Origin of the sequence: Methylobacterium sp. (assembly GCF_019750675.1) — a bacterium.
Classification (GTDB): Bacteria; Pseudomonadota; Alphaproteobacteria; order Rhizobiales; family Beijerinckiaceae; genus Methylobacterium.
Map to the genome: position 1 here is coordinate 1 of NZ_JAIEOF010000392.1, position 12771 is coordinate 12771.

Annotated in this window: 13 protein-coding genes; 4 read left to right on the plus strand and 9 right to left on the minus strand. The window is 66.3% G+C overall.

What is annotated here, in order from left to right:
- The 3 genes from fabG to K2X24_RS20585 all read right to left on the minus strand — a co-directional run.
- A partial coding sequence (gene fabG, locus K2X24_RS20575; protein ID WP_292500612.1) for a 3-oxoacyl-[acyl-carrier-protein] reductase occupies positions 1-737 on the minus strand: 737 nt, incomplete at its 3' end.
- Between the two features lie 15 nt (positions 738-752).
- On the minus strand, positions 753-1694 hold the full coding sequence (fabD, locus tag K2X24_RS20580; protein WP_292500613.1) for an ACP S-malonyltransferase: 942 nt from the start codon (positions 1692-1694) through the stop codon (positions 753-755).
- A gap of 170 nt (positions 1695-1864) precedes the next feature.
- Positions 1865-2587, minus strand: coding sequence for a carbonic anhydrase (locus K2X24_RS20585; protein WP_292500614.1), 723 nt, complete (start codon positions 2585-2587; stop codon positions 1865-1867).
- Positions 2588-2819: 232 nt separating this feature from the next.
- Here K2X24_RS20585 and rpoZ point away from each other — a divergent pair, with 232 nt between their 5' ends.
- From rpoZ to K2X24_RS20600, 3 genes are all read left to right on the plus strand, one after another.
- On the plus strand, positions 2820-3230 hold the full coding sequence (gene rpoZ, locus K2X24_RS20590) for a DNA-directed RNA polymerase subunit omega (RefSeq protein ID WP_292500616.1): 411 nt from the start codon (positions 2820-2822) through the stop codon (positions 3228-3230).
- A gap of 183 nt (positions 3231-3413) precedes the next feature.
- Entirely contained in the window at positions 3414-5657 is a 2244-nt protein-coding gene (locus K2X24_RS20595; protein WP_292500630.1) for a bifunctional (p)ppGpp synthetase/guanosine-3',5'-bis(diphosphate) 3'-pyrophosphohydrolase, read from the plus strand.
- A 460-nt stretch (positions 5658-6117) separates the two neighbouring features.
- Complete coding sequence (locus K2X24_RS20600) at positions 6118-8775, plus strand: glucosidase (protein WP_292500618.1); 2658 nt, start codon at positions 6118-6120, stop codon at positions 8773-8775.
- Between the two features lie 151 nt (positions 8776-8926).
- Here the strand turns inward: K2X24_RS20600 and K2X24_RS20605 are convergent, their stop codons facing one another.
- Positions 8927-9193, minus strand: coding sequence for a hypothetical protein (locus K2X24_RS20605; RefSeq protein WP_292500620.1), 267 nt, complete (start codon positions 9191-9193; stop codon positions 8927-8929).
- 268 nt (positions 9194-9461) lie between these two features.
- Here K2X24_RS20605 and K2X24_RS20610 point away from each other — a divergent pair, with 268 nt between their 5' ends.
- The gene (locus K2X24_RS20610) at positions 9462-10304 is read left to right on the plus strand and encodes a YdcF family protein (RefSeq protein ID WP_292500621.1); all 843 of its coding nucleotides are present in this window, start codon (positions 9462-9464) and stop codon (positions 10302-10304) included.
- Here the strand turns inward: K2X24_RS20610 and K2X24_RS20615 are convergent.
- The 5 genes from K2X24_RS20615 to K2X24_RS20635 all read right to left on the minus strand — a co-directional run.
- On the minus strand, positions 10253-10522 hold the full coding sequence (locus K2X24_RS20615) for a DUF3253 domain-containing protein (protein ID WP_292500632.1): 270 nt from the start codon (positions 10520-10522) through the stop codon (positions 10253-10255). The two genes, K2X24_RS20610 and K2X24_RS20615, sit on opposite strands and share 52 nt — an antisense overlap.
- A 134-nt stretch (positions 10523-10656) precedes the next feature.
- Positions 10657-11379, minus strand: a complete 723-nt coding sequence (locus tag K2X24_RS20620) for a DUF599 family protein (RefSeq protein ID WP_292500623.1) — start codon at positions 11377-11379, stop codon at positions 10657-10659.
- 115 nt (positions 11380-11494) lie between these two features.
- Positions 11495-11773 carry an acylphosphatase gene (locus tag K2X24_RS20625; RefSeq protein ID WP_292500626.1) on the minus strand — a complete coding sequence of 93 codons (279 nt, stop codon included), beginning with the start codon at positions 11771-11773 and terminating at the stop codon, positions 11495-11497.
- On the minus strand, positions 11773-12204 hold the full coding sequence (locus K2X24_RS20630; RefSeq protein ID WP_292500627.1) for a gamma-glutamylcyclotransferase family protein: 432 nt from the start codon (positions 12202-12204) through the stop codon (positions 11773-11775). The genes K2X24_RS20625 and K2X24_RS20630 overlap by 1 nt, the downstream gene beginning before the upstream one ends.
- Before the next feature lie 67 nt (positions 12205-12271).
- A partial coding sequence (locus tag K2X24_RS20635; RefSeq protein ID WP_292500629.1) for a biotin/lipoyl-containing protein occupies positions 12272-12771 on the minus strand: 500 nt, incomplete at its 5' end.

Below are 12771 nucleotides of genomic sequence, written 5' to 3' on the forward strand. Positions count from 1 at the left end.
TACATCGCCATGCCGCCGTTCACGTGGAGGGTCTGGCCGGTGACGTAGGCGGCCTCGTCGGAGGCGAGGTAGATCGCGGCCGCCGCGATGTCGGTGCCGGTGCCGAGCCGCCCCATGGGCACGCGGCCGAGGATGCCCTCGCGCTGCTTGTCGTTGAGCGCATCCGTCATCGGCGAGGTGATGAAGCCCGGCGCGATGCAATTGACCGTGAGGTTGCGGGTGGCGACCTCGGCGGCCAGCGCCTTCGTCATGCCCACGAGACCGGCCTTGGCGGCGGCGTAGTTGACCTGGCCCGGATTGCCGGTGGCGCCCACCACGGAGCCGATGTTCACGATGCGGCCGTGGCGGCGCTTCATCATGCCCTTGACGGCCGCCCGCGAGAGCCGGAACGCCGCCGAGAGATTGACGGCGATGACCGCATCCCACTCGTCGTCCTTCATGCGCAGCACGAGGTTGTCGCGCGTGATGCCGGCATTGTTCACCAGGATGTCGAGGCCGCCCAAAGCCGCTTCCGCCGCCGGCACCAGAGCCTCCACCGACGCCTTGTCGGAGAGGTCGCCCGGCACGACGTGGACGCGTTCGTTGCCGAGCTCGGCCGCGAAAGCCTCGAGCGCCGCCTGGCGGGTGCCCGAGATGGCGATGGTGGCGCCCTGCGCGTGCAGGCCCCGCGCGATGGCGCCGCCGAGGCCGCCGGTGGCGCCGGTGACGAGGGCCTTGCGGCCGGTCAGGTCGAACATGGGCTATCCTGTCGTTCAGCCGAGGGCGGGGAAGCTGGCGATGTCGTCGGGCGTGCCGACGGTACCGGCCGCGACCCCCGGGGCGATACGCTTGACGAGGCCGGTGAGCACCTTGCCGGTGCCGACCTCGGTGAACTGGTCGATGCCGGCCGCCGCCATGGCGGCGACGGATTCGCGCCAGCGCACGGTGCCGGTGACCTGCGCCACCAGGGCCTCGCGGATGGCGCCCGGCTCGGTGACGGGGGCGGCCAGCACGTTGGCGTAGACCGGGACCACGGGGCTGTGCATCGCCACCTCGGCGAGCGCCGCCCGCATGGCCTCGGCCGCCGGCGCCATCAGCGAGCAGTGGAACGGGGCCGAGACGTTGAGCATGACCGCGCGCTTGATGCCGCGCCCCTGCGCGATGGCGACCGCGCGCTCCACCGCCGCCCGGGTGCCGGAGAGGACGACCTGCCCGCCGCCATTGTCGTTGGCGACCTCGCAGACCGCGCCCTCGGCGGCCTCCTCGGCGATGGACTGGGCGGTCTCGGCATCGGCCCCGATCAGGGCCGCCATGGCGCCCTCCCCCGGGGCCACCGCGCCCTGCATGGCGGTGCCGCGAATGCGCAGGAGTCGGGCGGTGTCGGCGATGGAGAAGGTGCCGGCGGCGGCGAGCGCCGTGTACTCGCCCAGCGAATGCCCGGCCACGCAGGCCACGTCGCGCTTGAGGTCGAGGCCGCGCTCGGCCTCCAGCACGCGCAAGGCCGCGAGGCTCGCGGCCATCAGGGCGGGCTGCGCGTTGGTGGTAAGCGTCAGCTCCTCCACCGGGCCCTCGAACATCAGGCGCGAGAGCGGCTGGCCGAGGGCGTCGTCGACCTCCGCGAACACGTCGCGGGCCTGGTGGAAGTGCTCGGCGAGCGCCCGCCCCATGCCGACGGCCTGGCTGCCCTGGCCGGGGAAGATGCAAGCGCGCGCCATGTGAACTCCTCGTCGTCGTGCCGAACCAGCTTCGGTGCCGAATGGACTTCGGGACGGAAGTGATTCCGGTGCCGGGCTGCCCGGGAGCCGGTCAGCCCCCGCGCGAGGGCGGCGCAGTGGCACCGCCCGCCCCCTGTGTCAACATGGCACCGCAGCACGAGCGGGGCGGTTCAGGCCTCGTCGAAGAAGTCCACGGTGCCGTTGTCGAGGCTGTAGGAGGCGCCGACGATCCGCAGCCGGCCCGCCTTCAGGGGGTCGAGCAGGGACGGCTCCGAGGCCGAGCGCAGGCGGCTCACCACCCGGCTCACGTTGGCCCGCACGCAGTTCTCCACGAAGTCGCCCGGCTTGTCGCGCTGCGAGAGCACCGCGGGCACGATCGGCTCGATCATCCGGCCGATGGAGCCGGGGAACACGGTGTTGTTCTTCACGACATCGACGGCGGCCTCCACGGCGCCGCAGCGGCTGTGGCCCATCACCAGGACGAGCGGCACCCCGAGTTGCGAGACCGCGTACTCGATGGAGCCCAGCGCCGCCGTGTCCACGCAGTTGCCGGCATTACGCACGATGAAGAGCTCGCCGAGCCCACGCCCGAAGAGGATCTCCGGCGAGACGCGCGAATCGGAGCAGCTCACCAGCACCACGAACGGCGTCTGACCGAGGGCGATCTCGATCCGGCGCTCGCGGCCCTGGACCGCCCGGACCGGGCTGTCGGTGTGGTAGAGGCGGTTGCCCTCCTTCAGGGCCTCCAGGGCCTGGTCGGCGCTCATCGTCGTCTTCTTGGACGAGGGGGCGGCGGCGAAACTCATGTTCGGCAAAGTGGTGGCGGCGAAGCAGGCCGCGCCGATTCGGCATCCGCAGGCAAGCAGGCCCCGGCGGCTGAGCATCATGGTCATGGTCGCGTCTCCCCCTCGTCGGACCGGTTCTGAAACTCGGCCGCGGACCTGTATACAGCGGTCGTCCGGTCCGTCGCTGAGACGTTTTGCGTGACACGTCGCGCGGATGCACCCCCGGGGGCCGGACGTGCGCCGCATGATGCACCTGTGCGCACCGCTTGTTGCGCGGGCCCATCGGGTGTAAGAGGCGGGCTCAGCCCAGAAATTCCGTCCGAGGAAGGAGCCGTCCGCCATGGCTCGCGTCACCGTTGAAGACTGCATCGACAAAGTCGAGAACCGCTTCGAGCTGGTTCTGCTGGCGAGCCACCGGGCCCGGCTGCTCGCCGCCGGCGCCCCGCTGACCATCGACCGCGACCGCGACAAGAACCCCGTCTGCGCGCTGCGCGAAATCGGCGACGAGACGATCACGGCGGACGACCTCAAGGAACAGCTCATCCATTCGATGCAGAAATACGTCGAAGTCGATGAGCCGGAGGCGGAAACCGTTCCGCTGCTCTCGAGCTCGCCGGCCGCCGCCGCCGTGGCTCCCCAATCCTCCAGCGACGACGGCGCCGTGCAGTTCGATCGCATGAGCGAGGAAGACCTCCTGCGCGGCCTCGAGAATCTGGCGCCCCCCACCGAGACGGACGACGAGGCCGAGTAAGGCCTCACGCCCCGTCAGCCTTGACAGAACCCGGCCTCCGCGCCGGGTTTTTTCATGGGCGAACCCGGAAATTCGATCCCGCTGCGACGCCGTGGGGCTGGCGCCCCCGCGTGCGATGCGGGACACATCGAAAGCGCGCGTCCGCTGCCGGACCCGCCGTGTCGTGAAAGGGTCTCTCGGCGGATGATGCGCCAATACGAGCTTGTCGAGCGGGTCAAGCGCTACAATCCTGCGACGAACGAGGCCCTGCTCAACCGCGCCTACGTCTACGCCATGCGCGCCCACGGAACCCAGAAACGAGCCTCGGGCGACCCGTTCTTCGCGCATCCCCTTGAAGTCGCTGCGATTCTCACGGACCTCCGACTCGACGACGCCACCATCGTGGCGGCGGTCCTGCACGACACGGTGGAGGATACGGCCGCGACCCTCGACGAGATCCGGGAGCTGTTCAGCCCCGAGATCGGGGCCCTGGTGGATGGCCTGACCAAACTGAAACGACTGGACCTCGTCTCGAAACGGGCGGCCCAGGGCGAGAACTTTCGCAAGTTGCTCCTCGCCGTCGCGGCCGATGTGCGTGTCTTGCTGGTCAAGCTCGCCGACCGCCTGCACAATATGCGAACGCTCCACCATATGCGGCCGGACAAGCGCGAGCGGATCGCCCAGGAAACACTGGATATCTATGCCCCGCTGGCCGGCCGCATGGGGATGCAGGAACTGCGCGAGGAACTCGAAGACTTGGCGCTTCGAAATCTGAAGCCCGAGATCTACGCGACCATCGCGCAACGGCTGAGCGACCTGTCGTCGAAATCCGAGCGGCTTGTCGAGAGCATCGAGCAGGATCTGACGGCGAAGCTCGCGGCACAAGGCATCGAAGCGGTCGTGACGGGGCGGCAGAAACGCCCCTACTCGATCTCCGCCAAGATGGAGCGGAAATCCGTCGCCTTCGAGCAGTTGTCCGACATCTTCGGATTCAGGGTCGTCGTCCAGACACTGTCGGATTGTTACAGCGCACTCGGCGTGGTCCATACCAGCTGGCCGATGGTACCGGGACGATACAAGGATTACATCTCGACCCCGAAGCAGAACGACTATCGCTCCATCCACACTACGGTGATCGGCCCGAAAAGCCAGCGCGTCGAACTCCAGATCCGCACCGCCGCGATGGAGGAGATTGCCGAGTACGGAATTGCGGCCCACGCGCATTACAAGGAAAGTGGACGCAAGGGCGAAATCGGCGGCGTTCATCCGCGGCTCGCGACCGAGAGCGGGGCCTACCAGTGGCTTCGCCGAACGATCGAACTCCTGGCCGAGGGCGACAGTCCCGAAGAGTTTCTCGAGCACACGAAACTCGAACTCTTTCAGGATCAGGTCTTTTGCTTCACCCCGAAGGGGCGTCTGATCGCCCTCCCGCGGGGCGCCACACCGATCGATTTCGCTTACGCGGTCCACACGGATGTCGGAAACTCGGCAGTCGGGGTGAAGATCAACGGCCGTATGGCTCCGCTTCTCCACGAACTCGTCAACGGCGACGAAGTCGAGATCGCGCGCTCCGACGGCGCTTCGCCGCCTGCCGCCTGGGAATCCCTCGTCGTCACGGGAAAAGCCCGTTCGGCGATCCGACGCGCGACGCGCTCGGCCGTGCGCCGGCAATATGCTGGATTGGGACGTCAGATCTTGGATCGCGCTTTCGAGCGGGCCGCCAAGAGCTTCTCCGAAGATAAACTGCGTGGCGCGTTGCCACGTCTCGCGCGCCAGAGCACCGAGGACGTTTTCGCCGCCGTAGGCCGTGGCGAGATGTTCTCTGGCGACGTGGTGCGGGCTGTCTACCCCGACCATAAAGACGAGCGCCGTGGCGCCCCGGCGCGTCTCCCTCAACCAGCCTCCACGGATGGAGCCGGCCGCCTCAGCTTGGCCAAAGATCAGACGATGCGCCTGACGTTCCCGGAGGGCAGCACCGGCGAAATCGGCCGTACGGATGGAATTCCAATTCGCGGCCTCGATGGTGATTTGCCAGTGAGCTTTGCGCCCAATGGGGGGGCGGTCCCCGGTGATCGCATTGTCGGAATTCTCACGCCTGGCATCGGCGTCACGATCTACCCGATTCAATCGGCGGCATTGGCCGCGTTCGACAACGAGCCGGATCGCTGGCTCGACGTGCGCTGGGATGTGGAAGCTGGCACGAGCGAGCGGTTTCCCGCGCGTCTCGCCATGCAATCGATCAATGAGCCCGGTGTGCTCGCACAGATCGCTCAAGTGATCGCGGATCACGACGGAAACATCGATAACGTATCGATGAAGCGAAAGACTCAGGATTTCACCCAAGTCGTGATCGATCTATCCGTATGGGACCTCAAGCACCTGAATGCGATTATCGCCGAGCTGCGCGGGAAGCGAACTGTCAATAAGGTCGAGAGAGTGAACGGATAAACCGCCGCCAGCATGCGCCGAATCGACCTTCTGAAGGGCGGATCGACTCGATCGTTGGAGTGGCAGTAACCATCCAAATACCGGATCAAATGCAAACGGCCGTCGGAGAAAAATTCTCTCTTGGCCTGATGCAAGATGTGCGACCCGAACCTGATCTGACAGAACCACTGAGTGGTTGCAAATGGATGGAGGCTCGATCTGCCGCCATCGCATGTCCTTTAGGCGGATGCGGCGTCGCCCCCTGAAGGCCGGCCCCTTGTTGGCGCAGGGAATCGAGATGACGCCACGCTCTTGGCGCCATTGATGCATCCGCACGGATATCGATGGGCTGCCACCGGAAACCGACGAACGTGATCACGCTACCCTGCGCGGCTGCACGCCGAGCACACATCCATTCATCCGGGGCGTTTCGGTCGGAGCGGGACCATCGCGTGAAATGCGGTGCCGTCGAGCTATGCGCGTGAGTGAACTTGACGGTTGGGCCGAGCGCCGCCGGATCGCCGAACAGGCGCGGGCCGAGCGCCCATGGTCTCTGTGGGGCCCCTACCTCGCGGAGCGCCAGTGGGGTACCGTGCGCGAAGATTACAGCCGCGACGGGAATGCTTGGCGCTCCCTCCCCCACGAAGAAGCCCGTTCCCGTGCCTATCGCTGGGGCGAGGACGGTCTGGCGGGACTCTGCGATGAACGCGGACAGATGTGCGTTTCTCTGGCCCTGTGGAACGGGCACGATCATATTCTGAAGGAGCGCCTGTTCGGCCTGGCGAACGAAGAAGGCAACCACGGCGAAGACGTCAAGGAGATCTACCACTATCTCGACGCGGTCCCGAGTCACGCTTATCTCAAATTTCTCTATCGCTACCCGCACGCCGCTTATCCCTACGACGAATTGGTGCGTGAAGGGCAGCGGCGGGGTCGCGATGAGCCGGAATACGAACTCGAAGACACTGGAATATTTGTAAGCAACAGCTTCTTCGATGTGACGGTCGAGTATGCGAAGGAGGATGTCGACGACATCCACGCAGTCATCACGGCGATCAATCGGGGAGCCGAAGCTGCCGATCTTCACATCGTCCCGCAGGTCTGGTTTCGCAACACTTGGTCGTGGCAGGAGGGGACGACACAGCGGCGCCCGAGTCTGACGCTGCGACCCGATGGCGGCGTAGCTTGTGAACATCCTCGCCTCGGGTCGTACCGCCTCTCCTTCGACGGCTACCCCGATCCGTTGTTCTGCGAGAACGATACGAATTTGCGTCTCCACGGCTGGCAGCCCGATGCCATCGGTCCGTTCAAGGACGGGTTCCACGCTGCCATCGTCGACGGCGACGACGCCGCGGTGAGCCGCGAATCCGGGACGAAGCTCGGGCTGCATTATTTCCGCCGGCTGGAGCCGGGGGAAACCACACGGGTGACGCTGCGTCTCTCGGCCGGCACGCGCCTGCGTCCGGTGGATCGCGAAGGAACGATCGTTCACCGCCGCATTGCAGAGGCGGATGCCTTCTATGATTCGCGACAGGATGGCATCACGGACGCGGACGCGCGCGGAATCTTTCGTCAGGCCGCCGCAGGTCTCATCTGGTCCAAGCAACTGTACTCCTATGACGTTCGGCTCTGGCTGAAGGGGGACCCATCCCAGCCGGCGCCGCCGAAAGAGCGAAACGAAGGCCGCAACATTCACTGGCGCCACTTCGCGGCGGCCGATGTGCTCTCGATGCCGGATAAGTGGGAGTATCCCTGGTTTGCCGCCTGGGATCTCGCCTTCCATTGTCTTCCGCTCGCCCTGCTCGACCCGGACTTCGCCAAGAAGCAGCTCCTTCTCCTGACCCGCGAATGGTACATGCACCCGAACGGCCAGCTTCCGGCCTACGAGTGGGAATTCGGCGACGCCAACCCGCCGGTTCACGCATGGGCGACCTATCGGGTGTTCGAAATCGATCGTGACCGACGCGGCGGGCGCGGCGATCTCGCCTTCCTGGAAGGCGTGTTCCACAAACTTCTGCTCAACTTCACCTGGTGGGTAAACCGCAAAGACGCCGAAGGCCGGAACGTCTTTCAGGGGGGCTTCCTCGGCCTCGACAATGTCGGGGTATTCGACCGCTCGCGACCGCCGCCTGGATTCGGGCGCATCCACCAGGCTGACGGCACCGCCTGGATGGCGATGTACGCACTGAATATGATGCGCATCGCCCTCGAACTGGCGCTCCATAACGACGTCTACGAAAGCACCGCCTCGAAGTTCTTCGAGCACTTCCTGCTCATCGCGGAGGCGATGACCGACATGGGCGGCGAGGGCTTCGGCCTCTGGGACGAGGATGACGAATTCTACTACGACGAGGTCGATATCCCCGGCGGTGGAATGCTGCCCCTGCGCGTACGCTCGGTGGTCGGCCTCGTCCCACTGTTCGCTGTCGAGGTGATCGAACCGTGGGTGCTCCAGCGCCTGCCCGATTTTGCTCGACGCCTGAACTGGCTTCTCGAGAACCGCCCACATCTCGCCTGCCTCGTCTCACGTTGGGACGAGGGTGGGGTGCAGGACCGTAAGCTTCTGTCGCTGCTGCGCGGCCATCGCATGAAGGCGCTGTTGCGCCGCATGCTCGACGAGGCCGAGTTCCTCTCCGCCCACGGGATCCGCTCGCTTTCGAAGGCGCATCGGGACCAACCCTACGCCTTGAACGAGTTCGGCGCCTCCTTCACCGTCCGCTACGATCCGGCCGATTCGACATCCAACATGTTCGGCGGCAATTCAAACTGGCGCGGGCCTGTCTGGATGCCGATGAATTACCTCATCCTCGAGGCGCTGCGTCGCTTTCACACCTATTACGGGGACGATTTCCTGGTGGAATACCCGACCGGCTCGGGAGAGCACAAAACCCTCGATGCGATCGCGGACGCATTGGAAGACCGCCTCATCGCGCTATTCGCGAAGAATGAAGACGGACACCGCCCCTTTCAAGGCAATCGCACGCCGATTCCTGACGCCCCGGGCTCCGATGAGGCGCTGCTCTTCCACGAGTTCTTCGATGGCGATACCGGGCGTGGACTTGGTGCGTCACACCAGACCGGATGGACAGCGCTGATCTTGAATTTGCTGCACAGCCGGGCCTCCCGTTCAGAGAAATAGAAATGTGTCCGCAGCGTTAGTGCTGTCGAGAGCGACGGCTTTGTGCATCCGTCTGTCTTAGGTCGACGCGCATCACGTCGCCGATCCGAGCCTCCGAAGGCCCGAGCGATCGGACACAACGATCCGGCCAGCGGGTATCGACGTGACGCAATCAGGATTCGTCGCGTGGGGCCTCAGGGGTGCGGTCGACCTTCTCGATGTCCAGGGACAGATGGGCGCGATAGAGCACGCCTGCGGACTCGTCGCGCACGATCGCCAGGTAGTCCTGGCGTTCGGTATCCAGACTGAATTCCTGCGCGATCTTGGCCATGATCCGCGCGAGTTTACCGCGAACAGCGGTTTCATCGGCGAGTTCGAAGCCGACCTTGTCCTTGACGTAATGTGCGCCGTCGTGGAGATCGATGAAATAGCGGGGCATGAAGCTTAGAATCCGTGGGAATTTATCCCACCATTATGGTTAACCTAAGCCGTTGCCGGCTGAAGCGCAATCTCCGGAGCGCGCTTCGAGGCTCTGCGGGACATTTCTGTCACGCGCTTCGGGAGGGGCCTCGACCGCCACGCGGGCAAAGCCTATGGAACAGAAAAACGCAGGCAATCGCCGGTTGGACGATGGTCGGCGATGACGCGGGACAGCACGCCGCGCCTTGCTGTATCACCTCGGAACCGTCCCGAGAGTCCGCGCCCCGATGTTCTTCCCGCTCTCGAAACTTCTCTACTTCCTGGTCACGCCGTCGAATGCCCTGACGCTGCTGGTGCTCGTCGGTCTCGGCCTCGTGGCATCCGGATGGCTTCGGCTCGGCCTCTGGCTCGGGGCCCTCGGGAGCATCCTGCTCGTCACGGTCGGCTTCACTCCCATCGCGGGCTTGATCGCGCTGCCATTGGAAGAGCGATTTCCCGCCCATGTGGCCGATGACGCCCCGGTGGCGGGCATCATCGTGCTCGGTGGTGCCATAGAGACCCGCACTTCGGCGGAACGGGGCCAACTCGTCGTCAATGATGCCGGCGAGCGCCAGATCGCCATGGCGGACCTCGCCCGGCGGTATCCGCAGAGCCGCCTCGTCTTTACCGGCGGCAGTGGCAGCCTCAACGGCAGCACCGCCTCCGAAGCCGAGATCGTCGGGCGCTACGCGGAAACGATGGGCCTGCCGCGCACCCGGCTGATCCTGGAGGATCGCTCCCGCAACACCCACGAGAACGCGGTCTTCAGTGCCGCTTTGGTGAAACCGAAGCCCGGCGAGCGCTGGCTCCTGGTGACATCGGCTTGGCACATGCCCCGCGCCGTCGGCTGTTTCCGGCAGGCGGGATTCACGGTCACCGCCTACCCGGTGGATTACCGCACCAACGGGTGGGGCGATGCCTTGCGCTTCAACGGCTTCGCCTCGGACGGGCTGATGCTCCTCGACCTGATGGTCAAGGAATGGCTCGGCCTCGTGGCCTACAGGCTCGCCGGCTACACCGACGCGCTGTTGCCTGCGCCTCAATCCGCGTCGGCATCGTCCGAGGTCGCCGAGACGGCACCGAGCCGGTAGATCCCGCGAAAGTCGTCCGGGTCCTCGACGGGCTTGCCCTTGCGCAGGATCGCGACCTCGCCGGCCTTGGTCATCCGCACCGCAACCCGGCGGACAGGCTGCATCAGCGGGCTCCAGGCTTCCGGCTGCGGTCCGGCGAGATCACGCGCCACTTCCGAAGGGCAAACCGTCTTGCCGGTCTCGCGCGCCGCGACGAGGCGCAGGATCGTCTCGGCGATCGCCTCCTCGGAAGGGCCCTTGCGCTCGGGCCGGCTACCCGCCTTCGCGGTGGATGGTTTAGTGACCGGTTTGGCCGCCTCGGGCGGCTTCTTCGGGGAGGAGGTGCGCTGGCGCGTCGGCTTTTTTGGAATCGTCATGGCTGCCACCCCTGCCCTGTCCCGTCGTCTTCCGCCAGCAGGGCCGCGCGAATTTTCGAGGCGAATTGCCGCCGCCACATGACCAGGACCACCGCCGTGGTCGTCAGCATGAGAAGCCAGGGACTCACGAACCAGCCCAGATAGGCCAGGGCGAAGAAGAAGGCCCGCTGTCCGCGCGCGAAATGGCTGCCGGCGGCGATGTTCATCGCCGCTGCCTTGCGGGCGGCGCGCTGCATCTGTTCCGTCGTGGCGCCGGATCCCTTCGGCGGCACGGCGCCGAGGAGGATCGCGCCGTAATTGAACAGGCGGTAGGCCCAGGAAAACTTGAAGAAGGCGTAGACGAACACGACCGCCAGGCCCGCGACCTTGATCTCCCAGGTGACGCGCGTGGCGATGGCCCCGAAGGGCAGTGCGCCGAACAGGGTGAGCACGTCGTCGCCGGAGCGCGACAGGGTCAGCACGCCGCCCAGCGCGATCAATGAGGTCGAGGCGAAGAAGGCGGTCCCGTTCTGCAGTGAAGCGTTGATGGTGGTGTCGACCACGCGGTTGTCGCGCCCGATGAGCTGGCGCGTCCACTCGGCGCGCTGTGCGTTCATGATCTGGCTGAGGCTGGTACGGCGACCGCGCATGCGCGCGACGGCGACGCCGTATCCGGCCCAGGCCGCGACGAAGTAGCAGAGCGCCGCGAGGTCGAGATAGGAGAAGTCGGCGGTGAGCATCGGGTCCGGTCTCTGGGCGCCCGGTGGCCGGCCGCCTCGCACCGGGCGCTAGCCCGGATGCCGACTGGCTGTCCACCCGTCCCGTGCCCTGAAACCGATCGAAGGGCGTCCGGCGTCAGCGGATCGCGAATCCAGCCTGTGGCGGCGCCCCGCCGTGATCGGACACCACCACTTCGCTGACCCGCGCGCCGGGGGGCCCGTGCCGGCAGGCCTCCAGTATCCGGCCGACAGCGTCCACCGGCCCGGAGAACACCGCTTCGACACTGCCGTCGGGCCGGTTTCGGACATGGCCCGCGAGGCCCTGGCGCTCGGCCTCGTCCCGCGTCCACATCCGGTATCCGACGCCCTGGACCCGCCCACGGATGATGACGGCGACGGTACGGATCTCGGACATCACGGCGTTCGTCCTCGCTGCCAGGCCTGCAATTCCGCGCGATACGCTGCCGGCAGTTGCGCAGCGGCGGCGGCGGCCAGGACCGCTTCCAGGTAGCCCGGGCGGGGCGAACCCGTGACGCTCGTGCCGCCGAGGTAGATCAGCGCTCGCTTCGATCCACCCGGCACCGTGATCGGCTGCATCGCCTTGATGTAGAGGCCCGAGGCCACGCCCTCGTAGCGGTCGAGGGCCGCCACATCCCCGAGGGCGAGATCCCAAAGGATTCCGAACACGGTCGCACGCGGATCGCGTACGACCGAGGCATAGCCCTCGCGCATGATGATGAAGCGATGCCGGTTGAGGCGGCCCTGCCCGATCAAAGTCGAGCGCGGGCAGCGCGCCGCCATCGCGCCGGCGTCCATGTTCGCGCCGTAAGCGAAATAGAGGGGCATCGACCCGTCCCTGGCACTTGTCACGCACGCTTCGTTCGGGAGGCGAAGCGTGCGCGGCGGCGGATCCTCAGGCGAATTCGAGGATGACGGCGTCGACCGCGAGGCTGTCGCCTTCCTTCGCGGCGATCTTGGCGACGGTGGCGTCGCGCTCGGCGCGCAGCACGTTCTCCATCTTCATCGCCTCGACGATGGCGAGCGCCTCGCCGTTTTTCACCTCCTGGCCCTCACGCACCAGGATCGCCTTGACGAGTCCGGGCATCGGGCAGAGCACCTGCTTCCCCGAACCCGCATCCTCCTTGACGGGCATCAGGGCGGCGAGCGCCGCCTCGCGCTTCGTGTAGACGCGGGCCTCGGCGGCGGCGCCGGCATGCTGGAGCGCGACGCCGTTCAGGAGGCCACGCACCTGCATGGCGACCCGGGTGCCGGCGATCTCGCCCTGCCAGACCGGCTCGCCGGGACGCCAATCGCTCGACACCGTCCAGGTTTCACCGTCCTCGGCCTTGACGATGAGGGTGCCACCCACCGCCTCGACGGTGACCGGATAGGATTCGCCCGCCAGCACCACGA

Coding starts and splice junctions, on each gene's coding strand:
- fabD (WP_292500613.1), bottom strand. CDS start 1,694: ATGGCGCGCGCTTGCATCTTCCCCGGCCAGGGCAGCCAGGCCGTCGGC.
- K2X24_RS20585 (WP_292500614.1), bottom strand. CDS start 2,587: ATGACCATGATGCTCAGCCGCCGGGGCCTGCTTGCCTGCGGATGCCGA.
- rpoZ (WP_292500616.1), top strand. CDS start 2,820: ATGGCTCGCGTCACCGTTGAAGACTGCATCGACAAAGTCGAGAACCGC.
- K2X24_RS20595 (WP_292500630.1), top strand. CDS start 3,414: ATGATGCGCCAATACGAGCTTGTCGAGCGGGTCAAGCGCTACAATCCT.
- K2X24_RS20605 (WP_292500620.1), bottom strand. CDS start 9,193: ATGCCCCGCTATTTCATCGATCTCCACGACGGCGCACATTACGTCAAG.
- K2X24_RS20610 (WP_292500621.1), top strand. CDS start 9,462: ATGTTCTTCCCGCTCTCGAAACTTCTCTACTTCCTGGTCACGCCGTCG.
- K2X24_RS20620 (WP_292500623.1), bottom strand. CDS start 11,379: ATGCTCACCGCCGACTTCTCCTATCTCGACCTCGCGGCGCTCTGCTAC.
- K2X24_RS20625 (WP_292500626.1), bottom strand. CDS start 11,773: ATGTCCGAGATCCGTACCGTCGCCGTCATCATCCGTGGGCGGGTCCAG.
- K2X24_RS20630 (WP_292500627.1), bottom strand. CDS start 12,204: ATGCCCCTCTATTTCGCTTACGGCGCGAACATGGACGCCGGCGCGATG.